Origin of the sequence: Shewanella sp. SW24, assembly GCF_025653395.1 — a bacterium.
Lineage (GTDB): Bacteria > Pseudomonadota > Gammaproteobacteria > Enterobacterales > Shewanellaceae > Shewanella > Shewanella oncorhynchi.
In genome coordinates, this window is the sequence record NZ_JAKKSH010000047.1 from 1 (window position 1) to 18,666 (window position 18,666).

Consider the following 18,666-nt stretch of genomic DNA (forward strand, 5'->3'; position numbering starts at 1 on the left):
GTCGCCGCGGGAATTGTTGGGATAACGCACCAATGGAGCGTTTCTTTAGAAGTTTGAAATCTGAGTGGATACCCGCCAATGGTTATGGGAATTTTACAGAAGCAGATAAAGAGATCACAAATTACATCACTGGATATTACAGTGAGACCAGACCCCATCAATATAATGGTGGGTTAACGCCAAATGAGTCAGAACGTTTATATTGGAATGACTCTAAAATCGTGGCCAATTTTACTTGACCACTACAAACTCTTGAAAAACAGAGTGGTGTTTTGACGTCATTATCGTTGTTTGGTGATTTTTATCTGGAGCTAAAAGGTTTTGCTCTGAAGAAGACTCCTTCGGTTTTGCCATATGTAGAGCTCGGCGGCACAAGTACTGGAAGTGCGATGATGGAAATGGGCAGCAAGCTCATTTTACAGTCATCGCAAAAAAAGGTGATGTTTGTGATTACCGATGGTCAACCGGACGTTCCGCAGGAAGTGGTTGGTTCTCTCGATTGGTTAGCTCAGCATGGCGTTGTGGTTTTGCCTGTCATCATTGGTCAGGTGGACGTAAGGTTTACTGGTTTTAAAGACCTTAAAGTAGCCTGTATCGACCACGTCAACGAGTTACCGAAACAGTTAATGCAGTTGCTTAAGCAACACATTTAACACTTTAAATCCCTAGAGGGGCGTACTTCCCCTCTAGGGAGAAGTGCGCCATTTAGCGCATGAATACGCAGTTTGATTGCTTCCCTGCAATCGCTCTCTCTGTGTGTTCGTCCTAGATTTCCCTCGGGGGATCTTTGATGCGTTCTCTAGTTAGTGGGTATCAAAGATCCCCTGAGTAAAGGAGCATTTATGGACGCAATACAAAAAATCCAAGCTATTCGGTCTAGCGTTAATCCGTTAGATATTTACGGCAAAATTCCGGCGCTCAGCGAAGCGCTACGCAAGAAACCATCTCAAGTACCTGATCCTCGGACGGGGAGTGGGACAACCGTGTTTCGAATTGCATCCAATGGTTCAACTTACCTCAACGGGGTTGGTTACATGGATGTGATAGATACGGTGGCATACGTACTTGATCTACCGAAGATGAAGGCCTGCGATGAAATCAGTCGTTTGGCTAATCTGAAATTAGATTCTGAGTACGTGGCATCGGGTTCTAGCAAACCTGCCGAGTACACATTACCTCCGGAAGATGTTGCAAAACGTACCGAGTCATTACGCAAGGTGTGGTCAAAATCCGTTCACGCAATGGAAGCTGATTATGTGAAGGCTTATCTGTCTAAACGCGGTTTAGATGTATCTGACTTACCCAATACACTGCGCGGAATTAAATCGTGTCTGAACGTCAGCAATGTCGATGGGAAATTGGTGAAAAGCTGGACTCCAGCGATGTTAGGCGTTTATTTCGATAAAGAAGGCAAGCCCCTGACATTGCACCGGATCTACCTGACACCCGAAGGTAATAAGGCCAATGTGGAAGACGTAAAAAAAATTATGTCGCCACCAGGTGATATAAGAGGTGGAGCTATCCGCCTTGATTATCATCCTGGGGAACACTTGGCTGTTGCTGAAGGCATTGAGACTGCTCTGGCAGTGCGAGAGATGTCCGGTTTACCGACGTGGGCGTGTTACAGCGATAGATTGTTAGAAGCTGTTCACATTCCATCGAGTGTAAAACGAGTCAGCATTTTTGCTGATAAAGACGTTTCTGGCGCAGGTCAGGCGGCAGCGGAAAATCTCAGGAAGCGGTTAGAATCGCATGGTGTTGAGGCTCGGGTATTTTTCCCCAAGCAAGCAATACCAGCGGGTTCGAAAGGCATTGATTGGCTTGATGAATACAATCAACTATCAAAACCGACAGCGGCTTGAGTCGTAAATGAATACCTTACAAAAGGTGTTCATTTTAAAGTGGATTAATAACAGTCTACTTTGAGATGAACACCTAAATACCACACACAGCGAGGGCGAAAGCCCTCAATGGGAAGCCCTCACTCTATAAACTAATGGAGTGAATATGAGTCAAAACGGCTTTCCAAACTGCCCAACGAACTACGTTGATGAAGTGAGCTTTTTCCTTGAGTTTCAGCCGAAACCGAGCAAGAAATCTACAGGAGAAGAAATCCACATCAACGGAAAAAACTACCTGCACCCCAGCGTGAAAAAGGAGGAATCCTGTAGCGTATGGCGGTTCATTGAGACAGACGGTGAGCGAATGATCACAAGCTCTCACACCGATTGCGGTGAAGTGCTTGGATACGTTCTTAGCCGGAAGTCACCCCCCGCAGGTATCACTATCAGGGTTCCCTTTGATAGTTAATTCCAAAGCCCTGCCAACGCGGGGCCGTTACCGAGTGGCCAACTTTGATGGCTACTCGGTAACGGCCTCAGTGCTAACCGAGCAACCCTTCCAACCTTGTTTAAGACCGTCGTAAATCGACTACTTTAAATACAGTTGGATTTTGCATGACTAATGTACTTGATGATTCTTGTACTGCGGTCATGTATTGGCGAAAGCCCGTCGAACCTACGTTAAGGTCTAACAATGCTTTAAGTACCGCTTAAAGCCAAAACCCTTGAGGTGTGCATAGCCTCAAGGCCTGCGCACCATTTTACTTTTTTACTAATTAATTTTTAGGAGTGAGTTATGGGCGCAGGTCATTTTTGTCTAGCAAACGCAAGTACCGTACATATCGAATTACCATTTGATGAAGCTTGGGAACCTTGGGAGTTGCACGACGAGACTCAGTGGTTTATTGAGAACGTAAAAAAGACAGTTCAGTCTCTTTTACCGAAATCATTCACTGAGCCAACATTTAATGTTCGCACTAGAGATGGAGAAATTATCGTTGAAAACGGCTTTTATAAAGTGCTGTTAACCAGCTGGTGTAGCTACATCGCTATCAGCGTACAAATCAAAGAAGCGAATTGGTCAGAACCTTGGGAATTTAATCCTTTGGCTCTTTTCCATCATGCTTCTGCAAGTACAAAACTTTTCGATGAGTTAAGTGAGCAATATGAAGTCCGAATCGCGACAAGCGCTTGGACTTCTGGTGCTTACATTCGAGAAGCCGCATAAATATAAATCAACATAGATTAACCATCCCTAGGGAATTTTGCCCTAGGGCGGATTCCCTTTAATTAACTTTATAGGTATCCGCTATGAAAAAATTCATTTGTGATGGTGAGAACTCAGCAAGGGTGATTGATGCCACTTCACTGAAAATGGCTCAAGAATCTTTTGAGTTAGCTAATTATGTTTAGTTGTTCCACAGGAGAATATTCATGTTACAACAGAACGTGCTACGATGCTCAAGTAAACTTTTTATACGAGTATCTAACATGCCATCAATCACAATTCGATTTGATGATCGTGACACTCTTCTTGCAGAATTGGAGGCCAAAGCTTCTCAGCTCGGTATTACAACTGAGCAATTGGTTCTACGTTTCGTTTCAGCAGGAATGCAGAGTGACTGTTCGCCATCGATCGCAGGAGAGTCCATTGAGGATTTCTTAGCGAGAAATGGGGTATTCAGCAAACCATAATTCAATCAAATTATTTCCTACAACTAGGTCGAGGTTCCTATGAGTAACCCTACGGCCCTAGTTGGGGTCATTCTATTTGCCTGGTTCCCTTCGGATGAACATCCTAATCGGCCAGGCCCCAAATTCCGTCCTGTTTTAGTTGTTGATGCAGACCCGTCTGGTACACAGTTGCGCTTGGCTTACGGCACAAGTCAACGAGTGGACGAAAACCACCGGGGAGAGCTCACTTTTAGAAGTCACGAGATGGAAAAATTAGACAAAGATACAAAATTTTGCCTCGGAAGAACTCGCTGGGTTCCTGTGACACCGGAATACTTTGTCAAAGATGGCAAACAAGTGATCATCGGTACCATACCTAAAAATCGCGTTAGAGACCTCTATTTGCGAGTACAGGAAGTGCTGTAACCTTATCGAATTTGATTTTTAAACCCTTGGGGGTGAGTTTTGTCCCCATGGGGCAGACTCACCCTTTTATTTTAATGCCTTACGGGCATTTCTAAAATTTTGGAGTGAGTCATGCAATTACAGAAAATCAGTTTCAAAGAAGCAAAACAACTTGTGGCTTTGACGGCACCACATTTGGACGTATTGATAAACCAAAAGCGTCAAACAATCGTGCTGTTTTACAAGGGGATGGAAGACATCCTTTATGTAAAAGGGTCTCAAGTCATCGTTGTAGATGATATAGAAAACCTGACAGGTTTTGGATTAGTTAATTCAATCCAGAACCTGAACAACATCATAATGAGAGCAGACTTTGATGATTACATATCCCTTATGAATTGGGCATCTTCGGAGCATCTTCAAGATGCAGAGAAGGTGGTCAATCAAGACAGGATATTCGAGTTTCATCAGAATGCCTCCCGCACTGCATTATTAGCCGCTTCGATTTATGAAAATCTTAAATTGATTCAAGCCGAAATGCGTAAATTCGAAACAACAATGGTTTGACACCTTTCAAGCGAGCCCAGCGCCGCTTAGTGAAAGAGCCTTTGTAGTCGATATTTAACCCCCAAGGGTACACAAGTGCCTTTGGGCTGCGTGTACCTTTAATCAGTAGTGAGGACACGCTATGAGTAAATTAGAAGGTGGCAGTAAAAGCGAGATTATAGATCGTCGAGAGCAGCGTTTTTTTGCGATTCTCGATGCTTCTTTTTTAATAACTGGGCTTTTTGGATATGTACTGCTTTTTAATGCGACCAAAGAGGATTTAATCGTTTTAATTGGGGTCGTTAATTCGTATGTGCTATTGAATCAGCTTGTTAAGGCAAGTTTCAACTTCAATTACATCCTCAAAGTGGCAGTTATATCTATCGTCTTTAGCGCGATATACCGCTTTTTAGCTTCACTAGCAATTTAACCTAGACAGTTAATGCTGCCATTGCAGCTTAACATCAAAATTTAACCCTTGGGGTGAGTAATGTCCCCTAGGGCCATAGCTCACCCTTTTTTGTTTTATGCCTTACGGGCATTTATGGAGTGAGTCACATGGCAACAATCATTAATACTAAAATTGGAGATTCCAAAGGCCGCGCTCGCGTGTGGGTCGAGGGTTCCAAGCTATCACGAGAAGGGTGGGATGCAGGTCGAAATTACACTATTCACGCAAACGGAAATGAAATCCGCTTAGCGGCAGATGAACAGGGTAAGTACACCGTAAGCCGTCGCAGTAAAAACGGTAATATCACACCCATTATCGATTTAACCTGTAAAGCGATTACAGAGGTTTTTGAAGGCATTAGCAAACTCAGAGTGTTGATTAAAGCAGGGGTAATCATTATCTCAGCGCATCATCAATCTGAGCGGGTTAAGAGTCGGGAATCACGATTAATGTCACGCCTGCAAAATGGTGAGTCATTGAAAGTGGCCTCGTTATTCCATGGCGGTGGCGTGTTAGATAAGGCTGTCCATCATGGATTAGAGTCGGCGGGGATCTCCAGCAAAATAGCTGTCGCTGTTGAGCTAGAGTCCCAGTACCTCGATTCGAGCCTGACCAACAATCCAGAGTTGTGGGATAGCAGTTCTATTGTGATTGAGTCTCCGGTTCAAGATGTGAACTTGCAGCAATGCAATATGGAGGTCGATGTGCTAGTAGGAGGTATCCCTTGCGTCGGCGCATCAAAAAGCGGTCGAAGTAAACTGAAGCTCCAGTTCGCAGAATCTCACGATTCGGCAGGCGCTTTGTTCTTCTCGTTTCTTCAGTTCGCGCAAGTGTTAAATCCGGCGATTATCTTGATAGAAAATGTGGTCGAATACGCCAATACTTCATCAATGACAGTCATCAGGTCTGTGCTGGGTTCGTTGGGGTACAACCTCCACGAAACCACATTAGATGGTGGCCGCTGGGTTTTAGAACGTCGTAAACGCTTAGCCGTTGTCGCTCTGTCGTCGGGAATTGATATGTCAGAGTTTGACATCTATTCACTTATGCCTTCTCGCTTTCCAGAGCCCAGTCTAGGGCATATTTTGGATGCGGTGCCGGACGATAGCGACAGGTACAAGCCGTTTGATTATCTGGCGGCGAAGGAAGAGCGCGATAAAGCGGCAGGTAAGGGGTTTGCTCGTCAGTTATTGACAGCAGATTCCGATGGCTGTGGTGTGATAGGCAAGGACTACGCGAAATGCCGTAGCACTGAGCCATTCATCATCAATCCAGTTGACTCCGCGTTATCAAGATTGTTCACACCGGTTGAGCATTGCCGCGTGAAGGGGATCCCCGTTGAAGTCATTCAGGGATTGTCTGACACACTGGCGCATCAAATCCTTGGGCAATCGGTGATATACCCAGCTTTTAAAGACTTGATGCAATCAGTAGGAACAACGCTTTTAACCAATACCGTTAATACTGCAGTTGCAGCTTAACATCAAAATTTAACCCTTGGGGGTGAGTTTGCCCCTCCGGGCCATAACTCCCCCTTTTTTTGTTTATGCCTTACGGGCATTTTTTAAATTTGGAGTGAGATATGGAAAATTTAGTAGTAGGTGCCTGGGAAACAAGCACTAAAAAAATCGTGGCCTATGCCACTTTACAGGGGATTGAAATTGACCGTCGCCCTAAGCTCTATGTTTATCACATTGGTTTATATGTGATAAAACAATCAGGCGACGTGAGACTTGCAGCTGTTGAGACCGTGAAACTCGAAGGGAACCTACTTCCGTTTGAGATTCAGGATGAACTAGAACTCATGAATTTGTGCTTCTGGGGCTTCCGTATTGCGAAAGCAAAACCAACGTCATTGAAGTCAATTAGCCGTGATGACATCGGGCTTATTGAGTTCTGCTATGCAATGTCTTCGAAACCTCAAGCCATTCCATTGCCACTCACTGAAGAAGTTAGCTGGAACGGGATTGTGAGCTTCGGTCAAAACGCAGGGAGATTAGCACATGTTTAATAACTCTCATGCAAACAAGAAAACGTCATTGTTAAACATTAACGAACTGAATGAGTCGTTAAAAAGTATCGATGGCGACCTGTATTGGTTCAGAAAAACAGGTCAGAAATATATCTCAAGTAAGGAGATTGCTCAGAAACGATGGTTACGCCGACTCATTAAGAAGCGTATCCAAAAGGGCAGAGCAAAACCGGAGTTAAGTATGTATGGGTCTACGATGGTCAGAGATTTCTGGCCGTTCGGCGGCTCATTAAACTTTGAGTCCTCACTTAAGAGTGGATGGGAGCGGAAGTATTGCGACGAGTACCAAGGATTATGGGTTAACCCTCAATCTCTCATGTTATGCACTTACACCGAAGGGGACGTGGTTTACGTCAACGCCCCTGACGAGCTTACGTACCAATCGGAATACAACCGGCACATCTGTTTCATCAACGATCTTTAGTCACGATTAATAACTATCGGGTAAGACCTTACCCGACGGGTGTGGCTTACTTTAAAAGGAGCAAGTCATGCTTATATCAATTGAGTCAGATAATAACTCCACTCTTCTTTTGCAGCTTGAAGTTAAAGGTATTTCTGTTTTTACTGAATGCCGAAGCGGTTACTGCGGGGCTTGCAGCACCAAATTAGTTAATGGAGTTGTAAGCTATAAAGAAGAGCCAGTTAGCGTCAAAGCCGGTCATGTGCTTGTGTGTTGTGCAATAGCACATACTGACGTGACCTTAGAAGTTTAATTTCTATTACCCCTTGGGTGAGCAATCACCCTTGTGGGTTGCTCACTCTTAATCCATTCGGAGTGAGTTATGCAAGTAGATAAAGTTATTCGATTAACAGAGGAAGACGAAGGTGGTATGGGGATTGTTCGAATGTGCAATTATAACATCGTCAGTAGTCCTTCTCGCCGTCAAGTGCTTACTAAGCGATTTATGCGTAAAAAGCCAGTTACGATCCAAAACCTCGACAATGGGTTCTGGATCCTGCGCTATGCAATGGGTAATTCGGGAAATCTTTCACTAACGAAGAATCAGATAGCGATAGATTACGACGGGATTCAGCAGTTGGGATTAAAGCTGCATACTAATCCTGTCAATTTAAAGGTGACTGATTCGACGCAGTTAGAGATTTTCAAACATTTTTGGGATCATCAAGACTTAAACATTCGTATTTCTATGCGAATGGGCGCAATAGGTCTTGTTCTTGGCACCATAGGTTTTGCAATCTCGATAATCTCGATTTTTTAACTTAACAATGTAAAACGGTTACGCCGTTACAAAGACCCTAGGGTGAAACGACCCTAGGGCGTTCACCCATTTAAATTTTGGAGTGAGCACCATGAATTACGAATCAGAAATTAATACTGTTTTCGCTTCTATGACATCTGAATCGAATCGATTAAACCTGCCGATTGTCTATAAAGATGATTTAAAGGTCGATCTCGAAACGCTTACAAGGTTTGCTGACAAAGGTATCAAGCAGTTCTTGTGGCAGCTGCGCGAAGGCGGTTCGGTGTTAATCCCTGTGGGACTTGGCGTAAACCCTGTATATGTGAGCTTTTGGCACAATGCAGGTTACCCCACAAGCCCTTATTTAATCTCAATTGATGACGGGAAATCATCGATAGAACCGATCTCAATTGAAAAAATGCTTAATATTGTTCACCGGAAACCGCACGGTCAGTTGGAGGATATTATTAAGCGTGGATGCGATTTAAATATCTGGGGACTATGGAACACTCCCAGTTTTGAATCGTTTTCAGTGGCAGGTTGGCTCGATTATTTTCAGTATGCAGGCAATAAACTGATGGTGGATTTAATCAAGCAAGATCTGCACTAAAGTGTAAAACGACGTTGGAATGCTACGGCATCCCTTCGTCGTTTTTTTTTGGATTTTTTGGCTAGTTAATTTGAATAAACGGTCTTTAACGCGGCTCTTGCCATCGAAAACCAACCCGCAAAGGCGCTGGTGGCGGGTGACATTTTAAATGCACGATTGACCTTGAATAAGCGATTAAACGCGAGGCCTGCGCCGACTTCTGCCAACGACAAACTGCAGCGGTGGAATCGGTGGAGCACATCTTCTACTTCATCCACTGAAATAACCCCCGTTAACAGCAGATTGCTATTCTCACTGTACACGGCGGCAAACCCTTCCAGTTCCGCATTGTGCGCAACGTGATATTGCTCAGGCTTGCTCATGGCATCAATGTTAGCTGTAGTGAACTCTTCCCCTTTGGAAATGGCTTTGACGCGGAATTCCCCAGCTTTATCCGATTTATACAACCGGTTGTAGCCTCGAGCAGAGAGTATTGGGTATGGCTCTGCAATGCCTGGTATTGAGACTAAGGCCAAGTCTGAATGGTGAGGGTGCAGGTTAATCTCTTCGTCAAATAGGAGCTTAATCAGTTGCTTTAAATGCTCTTTATTGACCTGTTCTGGCGCGAGACCAATTAATCTTAAATGTACCTCCAAGAACACCAAACGACTCGGCGCACTGTTGCAGCCTAACTCCACTGCCAATTCGGAAAATAGTGGGTGAATCGTAATGCGCGACATGCATACCTCAAGATGTAAATTTGTTATGTGAACTTTATCTCACAGAAAATTTTTTTCGCAAATTTAGAAGCACTGACCAAGTTTTAACAAAAAATATCTACCCAATTTTTTGTTATCCTGTATTATTCTCGTTATTGGGTAGATATTTTTTTGATGCACGTCACCAAGTTTGTAAAAATAATATTATAACCAACTGATTTAACAAGATAATGCAGCAAAATTTGCCACGTTTTAGAACTGTGATGAAATGATTCTGGTCGTAAACTTTAACAAACAAGGAATTACTAGATGAAAACTCAACACAAATTAACAACCGTAGCATTATCTGTTTTAGCTCTGTCTGCTTGCAGCTCAAACCCTGTTTCTGATTATGTCGAAGCACAACAAGAGCTAGTAGAACAAAAAAATGAACAAATGAACGACGCTATTGAAGAGGCGCCTGAGTGGTTCTTAAACCCTCCTGCTTCGAATGGTGATGGCGTTTACGCGACGGCAATGGGCCGTGCTGATAACTTGATGGCCGCTCGCAATATTGCGAACTTAAATGCGGAATACGCGATTGCTAAGACAGTATCGCAGGAAGTTTCTGGTCGTGAGCGTCAAAACACTGAAGTGCGCAATGGTCGCACTAATCAGTTGAATGATGAAACAATTGTTAAGCTAGTAAATCGTGCAAAAGTCGTTGGCTATAACCACGTTAACACCCAAGTTCGCGTCGATAACGGGCTGTACGTAGTGTATATGCTGTTACACCTGCCTTACGACAAGCTGGAGCGTATGATTGAACTAAACGAGCGCAGCTTTGACGAGCGCTCGCAAAAGGCCTATTCAGAAGTTGAAGCGTTAGTGAAACCTTCTCCGACTGTGGGAAATGTGACAGCTGCGGAAGTTGTGACCCAATGAGATATGCTGCTCATGTGGGCCTAGGAGTGGGTTGTTGGGGCGTTTACGCTGCTATCGTCAACTCCTATGCCCCTGAGACAGTAATCGGTGTTGTAGATGCGTGTTTGATGTTACCCGTGGTGGCGATAGCGTCGTTATTACCTGACATAGATCATCCTGAGTCGAAATTGGGAAGAAGGATTAAACCAATATCAACGATTCTTTCGCTCTTCTCACATCGTGGTATCACTCACTCATTGTGGGCTGTTGGGCTAATGGTCTGGCTTTTAGCCAGCCATCAAGCTGACTCTATCGCATCGCAAGCCCTAGTCATTGGCTATTTAAGTCATTTACTTGGGGACGCGGTGACTCCGGCCGGAATTAGACCATTTTGGCCATTGGGTAGAGCGCAACGAATTGGGCTAAATCATGCAGTAGTAGCAAGTGTTGGTATTATTTTATTTTTAAGATGGATGTATTGAAGATGGGAAGTTCTGGTGCGCAAAACGTAGTGATGATGTTTAGAGCTCGCGAAGAGAAAACTCTCAGAGATTCAAGATTTTCTGAGATTGTTGATTCTGCGACGCCAAAAGATGTCAAAGCTATGATCACTGTTGTGTTGGAGCAACTACTGAATCGCTCAGTCTTTGTAATTCAGCACGACTCGCATCTTGAGTTTGTCGCCGGTGACACTCGATTAGAAGTCGGGGTTAACGGTAATTACTTCAACGAAAAATTTTGGAACGATGAATACCCTGCGGCTGAGCTACGTTTAGCGTTAATGTTTAGCTCGGATTCGGTGAAATGTACGCCGGAATGGAATGCAATGGTGAATTTCAAAGCTAAGCACATTCGTGATTCTATTCGTGTATCACTCGCCACTGGTGTCGTAACGTGCGCAAGTTGTGCTGATTTCTGGGGTGGGGCAAGTCTGCTAAAATTGAAATTTTTAATCACTAACTTAGTAAATAGCCTGCATCACATCACGTCTTCAGTCTAAATTATTTAATCTCTTACTTTCATCTAAATCCCGCGAGAAACCCCGTCCTTCTAGGGCGAGGAGGGATAGCGGTTGCTCCGAAGGAGCAAAAACTACCCGATTGGTTAATGTTAATATTTACTTTCACAAAAACAACTGTATTCTTGTGAACTATGAAAGAGATCGCTATTAAACAACGCTTTTACCCAACGACTGAACAGGCTCAATTGCTTGCGCAGACTTTCGGCTGTGTGCGTTTCGTTTACAACGCGATCCTTAAATGGCGTACCGACGCTTTCTACAACGAAAGCAAAAAGGTTAACTACAACACGGCAAGCTCTAAGCTGACCGAACTCAAGAAGCAAACTGAGTTTGAATGGCTTAACAGCGTGTCGTGTGTACCGCTCCAACAATCTTTGCGCCATCAACAAACTGCGTTTAAGAACTTCTTTGAAGGAAGGGCGAAGTATCCAGCCTTTAAGAAGAAGCGCAGCAAGCAAAGCGCAGAATTCACGAAGTCGGCGTTTAAGTTCAAAGATGGCAATATCTACATTGCCAAGTCCAAACAGCCGCTTGATATTCGCTGGTCGCGTGAACTTCCTAGCGAACCAACTACCGTCACTATCTCGAAAGACAGTGCAGGCCGCTACTTCGTGTCTATGCTTTGCCGCTTCGAGCCTAAACCACTGCCTGTTACCAAAAAGACAACGGGTATTGATTTGGGTTTGACCGACCTTGTGATTACCGCTGACGGGTTTAAATCTGGCAATCCCCGCCATACTGCAAAGTACGAGAAGAAATTGGCTCAGGCGCAACGCCGCCTTTCCAAGAAGAAGAAAGGAACTGCCAACTTCCACAAAGCCAGAATCAAAGTTGCTCGCATTCAGGCGAAGATTGCCGACTGCCGCCGCGACTTTACCCACAAACTCACCACTACGTTGATAAACGAAAACCAAGTGATTAGCTGTGAGAGTTTGAGCGTTAAAAACATGGTCAAGAATCCGCGACTTGCTAAGGCCATTGGTGACGCCAATTGGGGCGAAATGGTTAGGCATCTTGAGTACAAAGCAGAATGGCGCGGCAGAACACTTGTCCAGATTGACAAGTGGTATCCGTCTAGTAAGCGTTGTAATTGCTGTGGTCACGTAGTTGATTCTCTACCGTTACATATAAGGCATTGGACTTGTCCAGCGTGTGAAGCGCGCTTAGACCGTGATACCAATGCCGCTATTAATATCAAAGCCGCTGGGCAAGCGGTGTTAGCTTGTGGAGCGTAAGTAAGTCCCGATTGTTCTAATGAACTTCGGGCATAACGCCTTGAAACAAGAATCCCCTTCCTTTAGGGAGGGGAGCAGTCAATTAGCGCTCTGATTCTCTATTACTCCAAGTAAAGAAGTGCTTTTGCTTGTGGGTAATGGTCATCCAAGGACGATATTCAGTCCCCTTGTTCTGTGAAAGTCTGGTATAAATCTGCATTACATTCTGTAAGTATTGGATTTTTACCGTGGCAGTTTTAGAGTTGTAATGACCAACCGCCTCCCACACCGACTGACCTACGTTCAATTCTGACATACGGCGCAGCAATACGTCAGCGGCAGCAGCAACGCCAGTACACGTATCCTGGGCCACTTGACGCCAATCAGGGTAGCGCGACTTAAACCATGTCTCCGTATACTGAATCGTGTTGATTTGACCAACGCCCAGATCAAACGAACCATTCTTATTCTGAACAATCGCCCCACGTCTGCCGCCCTCAGCAACCAGTACCGCGAGTAATAAGTCTGGGTCGATAGGCCGAGCAGCTTTAGCAATACAAAACTCAAGTTCCTGCTGGGGTACTCGATAGCCATTACTTAAGTAAGTGTCGTTCAAATCTGCAATAGTTGACATGTTGTTTGTGTTTAAAAAAGTGTGTAATATCGGCGAGTATAACACGAGATATTTATTAGAGAAGCATTCGAATGGCATTCAGCGGCGCAACGATTTTGGAATCATTGGTTAAGAATATTAAAGCCAACAAATTCAGTTTTTTAGATTCGCTTAAAAACAAGCTAAAAAACAAATCGCTTGCGGATAACTCTCGAAAACGGAGAGGTCTTGATCCGGTAATTGTCTCCGTGGTGTCGGTATCTGTCCTTGCGTATTTTATGTATTCCGGCGGTGTCGATAGATTTATCTTGTGGTACAAACTGGCGAGTAATGCAGACAACGCGTTGTTAACTGATCCTGTCAATGTTTCTATTCGCTCACTCGACACATTGGCTGCAGCCAATCCTGTGGCCAAGTCGAATTTGACTGTGCAATTCGATGGGGTGACCACTTACCTTGCCGACGATACAAAATTTAAAATCAGCCTCGTGTTTACTGATTACCCTGACTGCGCTGTCGTTATTGACGGGTATATGGCTGAGACCACTGGCGGAATTAAAGAGGACAGCAAGGCTCACGTAAGCTGCTTATTCTACGAAAGAGAGTCAATTTTTGGCACTATTCCACTCACGAGCATTACCACTATACAGAAGCCAGGCCAAGACAATGAAGTGAACTCCGAACAACGTAATCAGCGTAAGTATCTCGTAGATGCAGAGCCCCTTCCCATGGCCAAAATGATAGGTTGGAACCAACTGACATCCTCCGAGAAAATCAAATTTGGCAGAGAGTAGTTAAGGAGTACCTATGCTGTCAGTTTTGCATATCAATGACCTTTACATCGTTTTAGAAAATCTAACGTCCAACCGAATCCCTGCGACCTATATCTCAGAATTTTTGCCGGAAGCGAAAATACCAGCAATTGTGTACCTAATTGACCGAGGACGACTGGTGAAATTATGTCGTGAAAGAGGTCAGATTGTGGGATTTGAAGCCTGTTCAGTCAGCCAGTTTTCATGGATGCACACCATGATCGCCGCGACAACCACAAATCAAGTGGCTTGTTTATAAAGAAATATTCCAAAAATTTGCCAGAAAAAAAGTGTGTGGCTTAATACTCATAACAGTAAAAACAAAGCGATTACGTTATGAAAGCGAGTCAGTACATACAGTTAGCTATAGCCAACAATCGGCAAGTGACCGTTCCTGAGATAAACATCGAAAAAATGCATATTCAGTATGTTATCGATGAATCGGGTTTTGACCTTCCCAGAGACCAGTTAGAAGCCTACATGCTCAGTGTTTACGCTGCGACAGGCTTGTCATGGAGCCCAGGTGAAAATCTGCTGTATTTGGCGCTGAATGACGAAGGTCAGATTGAAACCAAACTGACCTATATCGGCGGTCTGGATTTAGCGCTGCAATCGGGTGAAATTCAAGCATATCAGGCATGGGCCATTCGAGAAGGGGACTCTATTCGAGTTTTTAACGACAGAATGCCACTGGTCAGCTTGGTTGGCTTATCACCTAAACGTGGCGAATTGCGTGGCGGTATTGCTTCAGCGCTATTGCCATCAGGCGAATACGTGTCCTTTGAGATTGACCAAATTGAACTGGAATCTGTAGCTGAGAACGGCTCAGAGGTTTGGCAATCAATCTACGTCGATGAAATGGTAAAGAAGCAAGCGCTTTGGCGCCTATTAAACCATGTCGCGATCACTGCATTTGACGGCTTTTATAACACCCTTACGGCGCATTGTGAGGCGTTAAGGCCAATCCGCAAAATTGAAGCACCGACCAAGAAAACAAAGTTTATGGCTGCTGGCGTGGTAGAAACATCAGCATGTCGTTTCGATGCACTATTTGACTAAACCAGAGGTTTTTATGAGTACCAGATACACCTCGGCAGATGCCGCACACTACGTTCAACATCTCTGTGTCGAATTTGATACTGCATACCCTAATAACAATTTTCCGTACTCGGAGCTAAACATTTTATTTGCTCAGTTGCAGCGCCTGTTAATGCTCAATCCATCCCAAATTGGCTGGGTAAATATTCATAGCGTTTTTGATGTCATGACTGAGTTGACACAAGCACAAATCAGCCTCAATCCGAACCGCAAGCAGGCATCTATTCTGTTAGGGGCTTACTACGATAGTGGTTGGTTAGGGGTGCAACTGTGCTGGACATACCGTGGTTACCGTGACGCGGCGGCAAAGGCGGGGATCATCCGTTCTGCACGACCTGTGATTGTGTATGAAGCCGATGATTTTCAGTGGATTGACTCTTTTACTCCACCTCGCCACCAATATGACCCATTTAGCAAGAATCGTGGAAATATCCGCGGTGCCTATTGTGTAGCAGAGCTCGCTGGTGGCGGTGTGTGCGTAACACATTTCACCTTTGATGATCTCATGACGACCTTTGAACATCGTCAGGTGGCCACAAGAGCTTGGAATGAATTTTTTGTAGGGATGATCTTAGCTAAAACAGTGAGACTTTCCGAAAAAGCATGGTCAGAAGCGGCTTAAGAGGCGAAAAATGGAATTACAAGTAAAGCCGACAACCCGTTTAAAAACACCCTTCACGATTGCGTCTAACGTGACATCTACTTTCACCGTTGAGGCGTATGTTGAACATGACTCGATAACCATTGCCACTAATTCGGTTAATCAAGGCGTGAAAGCGCTAGAAGTGATCCTGCGTGACAACAACTCCGTGTGGGAGGTCATTCAAAATCGATTCGCGGTGTGGACTCAGCATTTTATTCAGTTAGGGGCTTACTTCTTACAAGAAGGGACGTTGCCGCTCCCAGCGACTAAAGTGAGTGAGCCATTAGAGATACTGAAGTCGATGCCGGAAATCTGTGCCGGTGATTGGATTGTAGAAAGCGGTACTAGCCAGATTTTTACGCTGGTTAAAGATCAGGGAAAGTTAAGTGTATTAACCACGCATCACTGTGAGAGCTTCCATGTTTGCACCAAATTGATTGCATGGTTTGTGGGCCAAGAGCAAGTCACGTCTGCGATGTTTGAGGAATCAAATAGCGGTTATCTCATTTTGGACGTGGCAGAGGATGGGGAGCCATTATCGCCCAAGTTAACCCCAAGTCTGAATGCGCGTAAAGCATCTGCAGGGCGATCACTCGCTGCACTGCGTCATTTGCCCTCGGTTGATATTCGGGTGCCGGTGATGGCTCCTTTGCCAAATATCGACGTGCTGGCCAAGATGCCGACAGCCTATGAAGTGCTGAGCAAAGTTAGCGCCTTACAGCGCAGAGTCGTGGCGATTGGGACTGTGGTGAAATCGAACCAGACAAAAGAAATTATGGGGAACACGTTACAGGGTTTGGCGGGTTTAAGAGACTCTGGTTTGTACGATGTAGAACTCATTCTAAAAGGTAAAAAATTGCTTCGTTGGAAGTATCTGTCAGAGTGATTGGACATCAAGAGAGGTCAACGTGAACGCAAAGCAAATCAAAGTGTATATGGGGCAGCATCAGCCATTTGCGAGCCAATTCCCGCTAACGCTAGGCAGTGGAAAGATTGTCAGTGAGTTTAAGATGGAGTGTAAGTGTGGTGAAGAATTTAAGGATGAATTAGTTAGGGGCAGTATTCATCTCGTAGAGAGTGACATTCTCTATCGTGGAATCGGTATCTGCGATTCATGCCACAAAATCGTGTGCCTAAGCGGCACGGCTACCATGAAGGGGGATGATTTTGAGCTTGAGCCGGACCCATTTGTTGTTCAATCACTGTTTAACCAATAAGGCGCCTAGTATGACCAGGCTGAGTTCACTCGCATTACTTATGCTTTCCTTGTCCATTACTAACGGTTTGGCTGCGGCCGACCTGAAGTATCACCGTGAAGATTACCCGCATTGGAGTGATCTGGATGGCAATGGTCTCAATACGCGCCACGACTTACTCGCTACACAATCCACGGTTAAACCAAGTTTTAGCCGTGATGGTAAAACCGTGACTCGGGGAAGATGGGTGTCACCTTGGACGGGGCAAATCTATCTCGATCCCTTTGCGCTCGATGTGGATCACACTGTACCGCTTGGCTATGCCCATGCCCGAGGCGGTAAATATTGGGATCGCTATCAGCGTGAGATGTTCGCAAACGATGTGAGAAATCTGCAGGTAGTCGAAAAGGGATTGAATAAAGAAAAAGGATCTGCGGGGATCACCGAGTGGTTACCGCCCACCAATCAGTGTCAGTATATCTTGCGATTTTACCGGATCATGAAAACGTATCATCTAAAATATTTCACTAAAGAAGAACCACGGGCGCTGGCGCTGGTAGCTCAGTGTCAAAGGGGGGAAACGTGGTCAAACTTGTTGGAGAGTAATACTTTTCACCAAGTTAAGTTTGATACTGAGTATTAAAGGATCATACTGAAAGGCAGCGCTCACATCGCTGTACTGCCTTTTCTAAATCGTTTATGCCCCAAAACGTGTTAACGTAATTACTCTATAGGTCGGCTTTGAGCGAAAAGCAGAGATTCAGCACCTCAACACAATCCGCATGCGAATGACCGCTTTTACCGCAAAACCGGACATGAAGCCCGGTTTATTTAAAACGAAATTATCGGTCTATAGGGCTAATTGTCCCTGATGAATGTTGACCGATGACATGTGTATATATTTGAGTTGTCTTCAAATCCGTATGCCCTAACAGCTCTTGAACTGTACGAATGTCTGTTCCCGCTTTTAAAAGCTGCGTTGCGAAAGAGTGCCTGAATGTGTGTGCGGTAACGTGTTTCTGAACACATGACCGTATAACAGCGCTCCTTAATTTCTTTGTTAGGGACGTCCAATGCAAGTGATGGCGGCAAACATATCCATCCACTGGATGCTTTGTTGATTATCGAGTGTGTTACTGAGACTTCTCAGTAACACCTGATGATAAGGAGGCTAAACCAAGATAAGACATTGATATTAATAATATTACCCCGTTTTGGGGTGGAGACATTACTGAGAAGTCTCAGTAATGTCGTAAATTAAATGTAAATTAAGTCCTTAACTAGCTTCTTAAGTTATTGATCTTCAGTAAACTCATAGGTATAAATTTGTTTTGCCTTTCGGATGTTACTGAGAGGTCTACATAATAACTGTTATGGCTATTGAGGAAGTTTTGTGTCGTTAGTAGATTTTTTGAGAGAGCTAGATGAAGAGGTTCAAGCTGTAAACTCATCTGATCCCGAATTCAACTCCGAAGTGCGACACTCGACAATTAAGCAGCTAACTGGTGAAACACCACCGCAGGCTGCTTAAACTTCAAACACTTTTTGGGTCGATAGTTAATTCTATTCTGAGCAAATTCGATTAATTCATTACTCACTAGCCTCAAATCAACCCCTTTTTTGACGTACTGCCGCAGTAATCCATTGGCGTTTTCATTCGCACCACGTTCACAAGAACGATAAGGGTGCGCAAAATACACCTGC

The 18,666-nt window shown here is 44.5% G+C and carries 27 protein-coding genes and 2 pseudogenes; 25 read left to right on the plus strand and 4 right to left on the minus strand.

Going from position 1 to position 18,666, the window contains the following annotated elements; all coding sequences use genetic code 11:
- The 14 genes from L5M17_RS22115 to L5M17_RS22180 all read left to right on the plus strand — a co-directional run.
- Nucleotides 1-239, plus strand: a 239-nt coding sequence (locus L5M17_RS22115; RefSeq protein WP_263148774.1) for an integrase core domain-containing protein, incomplete at its 5' end; no start/stop codon positions are given.
- Nucleotides 240-272: 33 nt separating this feature from the next.
- Complete coding sequence (locus L5M17_RS22120) at nt 273-653, plus strand: hypothetical protein (protein WP_263149192.1); 381 nt, start codon at nt 273-275, stop codon at nt 651-653.
- Between the two features lie 189 nt (nt 654-842).
- A complete protein-coding gene (locus tag L5M17_RS22125; RefSeq protein ID WP_086904913.1) occupies nt 843-1,862 on the plus strand; it encodes a toprim domain-containing protein in 1,020 nt (339 codons plus the stop codon).
- Nucleotides 1,863-2,007: 145 nt separating this feature from the next.
- Entirely contained in the window at nt 2,008-2,310 is a 303-nt protein-coding gene (locus tag L5M17_RS22130) for a hypothetical protein (RefSeq protein ID WP_140907539.1), read from the plus strand.
- A gap of 327 nt (nt 2,311-2,637) precedes the next feature.
- Complete coding sequence (locus L5M17_RS22135) at nt 2,638-3,069, plus strand: hypothetical protein (RefSeq protein ID WP_263149194.1); 432 nt, start codon at nt 2,638-2,640, stop codon at nt 3,067-3,069.
- Between the two features lie 263 nt (nt 3,070-3,332).
- Entirely contained in the window at nt 3,333-3,536 is a 204-nt protein-coding gene (locus tag L5M17_RS22140) for a hypothetical protein (protein ID WP_263149195.1), read from the plus strand.
- 39 nt (nt 3,537-3,575) lie between these two features.
- Nucleotides 3,576-3,941 carry a hypothetical protein gene (locus tag L5M17_RS22145; protein WP_011711534.1) on the plus strand — a complete coding sequence of 122 codons (366 nt, stop codon included), beginning with the start codon at nt 3,576-3,578 and terminating at the stop codon, nt 3,939-3,941.
- 111 nt (nt 3,942-4,052) lie between these two features.
- Entirely contained in the window at nt 4,053-4,487 is a 435-nt protein-coding gene (locus tag L5M17_RS22150) for a hypothetical protein (protein ID WP_263149197.1), read from the plus strand.
- A gap of 121 nt (nt 4,488-4,608) precedes the next feature.
- The gene (locus tag L5M17_RS22155) at nt 4,609-4,896 is read left to right on the plus strand and encodes a hypothetical protein (protein ID WP_140907540.1); all 288 of its coding nucleotides are present in this window, start codon (nt 4,609-4,611) and stop codon (nt 4,894-4,896) included.
- 128 nt (nt 4,897-5,024) lie between these two features.
- Complete coding sequence (locus L5M17_RS22160) at nt 5,025-6,398, plus strand: DNA cytosine methyltransferase (protein ID WP_140907541.1); 1,374 nt, start codon at nt 5,025-5,027, stop codon at nt 6,396-6,398.
- A gap of 101 nt (nt 6,399-6,499) precedes the next feature.
- Nucleotides 6,500-6,928: a hypothetical protein gene (locus tag L5M17_RS22165; protein ID WP_088212897.1), complete on the plus strand. Its 429-nt coding sequence runs from the start codon at nt 6,500-6,502 to the stop codon at nt 6,926-6,928.
- Nucleotides 6,929-7,440: 512 nt separating this feature from the next.
- Complete coding sequence (locus L5M17_RS22170) at nt 7,441-7,665, plus strand: 2Fe-2S iron-sulfur cluster-binding protein (RefSeq protein ID WP_037429954.1); 225 nt, start codon at nt 7,441-7,443, stop codon at nt 7,663-7,665.
- A 69-nt stretch (nt 7,666-7,734) separates the two neighbouring features.
- Entirely contained in the window at nt 7,735-8,172 is a 438-nt protein-coding gene (locus tag L5M17_RS22175; protein ID WP_037429953.1) for a hypothetical protein, read from the plus strand.
- Nucleotides 8,173-8,263: 91 nt separating this feature from the next.
- Nucleotides 8,264-8,764, plus strand: coding sequence for a hypothetical protein (locus tag L5M17_RS22180; RefSeq protein ID WP_226060185.1), 501 nt, complete (start codon nt 8,264-8,266; stop codon nt 8,762-8,764).
- A gap of 65 nt (nt 8,765-8,829) precedes the next feature.
- On the opposite strand, the gene L5M17_RS22185 is transcribed toward L5M17_RS22180, so the two are convergent.
- Nucleotides 8,830-9,483, minus strand: coding sequence for a hypothetical protein (locus tag L5M17_RS22185; RefSeq protein WP_263149201.1), 654 nt, complete (start codon nt 9,481-9,483; stop codon nt 8,830-8,832).
- 288 nt (nt 9,484-9,771) lie between these two features.
- On the opposite strand from L5M17_RS22185, the gene L5M17_RS22190 reads away from it, so the two are divergent.
- The 4 genes from L5M17_RS22190 (at nt 9,772) to L5M17_RS22205 (ending at nt 12,621) form a co-directional block, all read left to right on the plus strand.
- The gene (locus L5M17_RS22190; protein WP_259216092.1) at nt 9,772-10,386 is read left to right on the plus strand and encodes a hypothetical protein; all 615 of its coding nucleotides are present in this window, start codon (nt 9,772-9,774) and stop codon (nt 10,384-10,386) included.
- Complete coding sequence (locus L5M17_RS22195; protein WP_037429945.1) at nt 10,383-10,847, plus strand: metal-dependent hydrolase; 465 nt, start codon at nt 10,383-10,385, stop codon at nt 10,845-10,847. Before L5M17_RS22190 ends, L5M17_RS22195 begins: the two co-directional genes overlap by 4 nt.
- 2 nt (nt 10,848-10,849) lie before the next feature.
- Nucleotides 10,850-11,365 carry a hypothetical protein gene (locus L5M17_RS22200; protein WP_140907544.1) on the plus strand — a complete coding sequence of 172 codons (516 nt, stop codon included), beginning with the start codon at nt 10,850-10,852 and terminating at the stop codon, nt 11,363-11,365.
- A 152-nt stretch (nt 11,366-11,517) separates the two neighbouring features.
- The gene (locus L5M17_RS22205; protein WP_088212906.1) at nt 11,518-12,621 is read left to right on the plus strand and encodes an RNA-guided endonuclease InsQ/TnpB family protein; all 1,104 of its coding nucleotides are present in this window, start codon (nt 11,518-11,520) and stop codon (nt 12,619-12,621) included.
- Nucleotides 12,622-12,703: 82 nt separating this feature from the next.
- On the opposite strand, the gene L5M17_RS22210 is transcribed toward L5M17_RS22205, so the two are convergent.
- A complete protein-coding gene (locus L5M17_RS22210; protein ID WP_086903608.1) occupies nt 12,704-13,234 on the minus strand; it encodes a lytic transglycosylase domain-containing protein in 531 nt (176 codons plus the stop codon).
- A 71-nt stretch (nt 13,235-13,305) separates the two neighbouring features.
- On the opposite strand from L5M17_RS22210, the gene L5M17_RS22215 reads away from it, so the two are divergent.
- The 7 genes from L5M17_RS22215 to L5M17_RS22245 all read left to right on the plus strand — a co-directional run bounded on the left by L5M17_RS22215 (nt 13,306) and on the right by L5M17_RS22245 (nt 17,605).
- Nucleotides 13,306-14,007 (plus strand): hypothetical protein, encoded by a 702-nt coding sequence (locus L5M17_RS22215; RefSeq protein ID WP_259563903.1) that lies wholly within the window; start codon nt 13,306-13,308, stop codon nt 14,005-14,007.
- Nucleotides 14,008-14,020: 13 nt separating this feature from the next.
- Complete coding sequence (locus tag L5M17_RS22220) at nt 14,021-14,284, plus strand: hypothetical protein (RefSeq protein WP_259563902.1); 264 nt, start codon at nt 14,021-14,023, stop codon at nt 14,282-14,284.
- A gap of 77 nt (nt 14,285-14,361) precedes the next feature.
- A complete protein-coding gene (locus tag L5M17_RS22225; RefSeq protein WP_011711518.1) occupies nt 14,362-15,084 on the plus strand; it encodes a recombinase RecT in 723 nt (240 codons plus the stop codon).
- A 13-nt stretch (nt 15,085-15,097) separates the two neighbouring features.
- On the plus strand, nt 15,098-15,745 hold the full coding sequence (locus L5M17_RS22230) for a recombinase RecT (RefSeq protein ID WP_259483845.1): 648 nt from the start codon (nt 15,098-15,100) through the stop codon (nt 15,743-15,745).
- 10 nt (nt 15,746-15,755) lie between these two features.
- A complete protein-coding gene (locus L5M17_RS22235) occupies nt 15,756-16,652 on the plus strand; it encodes a hypothetical protein (protein WP_208660758.1) in 897 nt (298 codons plus the stop codon).
- Nucleotides 16,653-16,674: 22 nt separating this feature from the next.
- A complete protein-coding gene (locus tag L5M17_RS22240; protein WP_208660757.1) occupies nt 16,675-16,983 on the plus strand; it encodes a hypothetical protein in 309 nt (102 codons plus the stop codon).
- Between the two features lie 10 nt (nt 16,984-16,993).
- A complete protein-coding gene (locus L5M17_RS22245; RefSeq protein ID WP_254803683.1) occupies nt 16,994-17,605 on the plus strand; it encodes a DUF1524 domain-containing protein in 612 nt (203 codons plus the stop codon).
- A 199-nt stretch (nt 17,606-17,804) separates the two neighbouring features.
- On the opposite strand, the pseudogene L5M17_RS22250 reads toward L5M17_RS22245, so the two are convergent.
- A pseudogene (locus L5M17_RS22250) lies at nt 17,805-18,074 on the minus strand (tyrosine-type recombinase/integrase); the annotation flags it as partial.
- 378 nt (nt 18,075-18,452) lie between these two features.
- Nucleotides 18,453-18,666 (minus strand): annotated as a pseudogene (locus L5M17_RS22255) (IS30 family transposase); the annotation flags it as partial.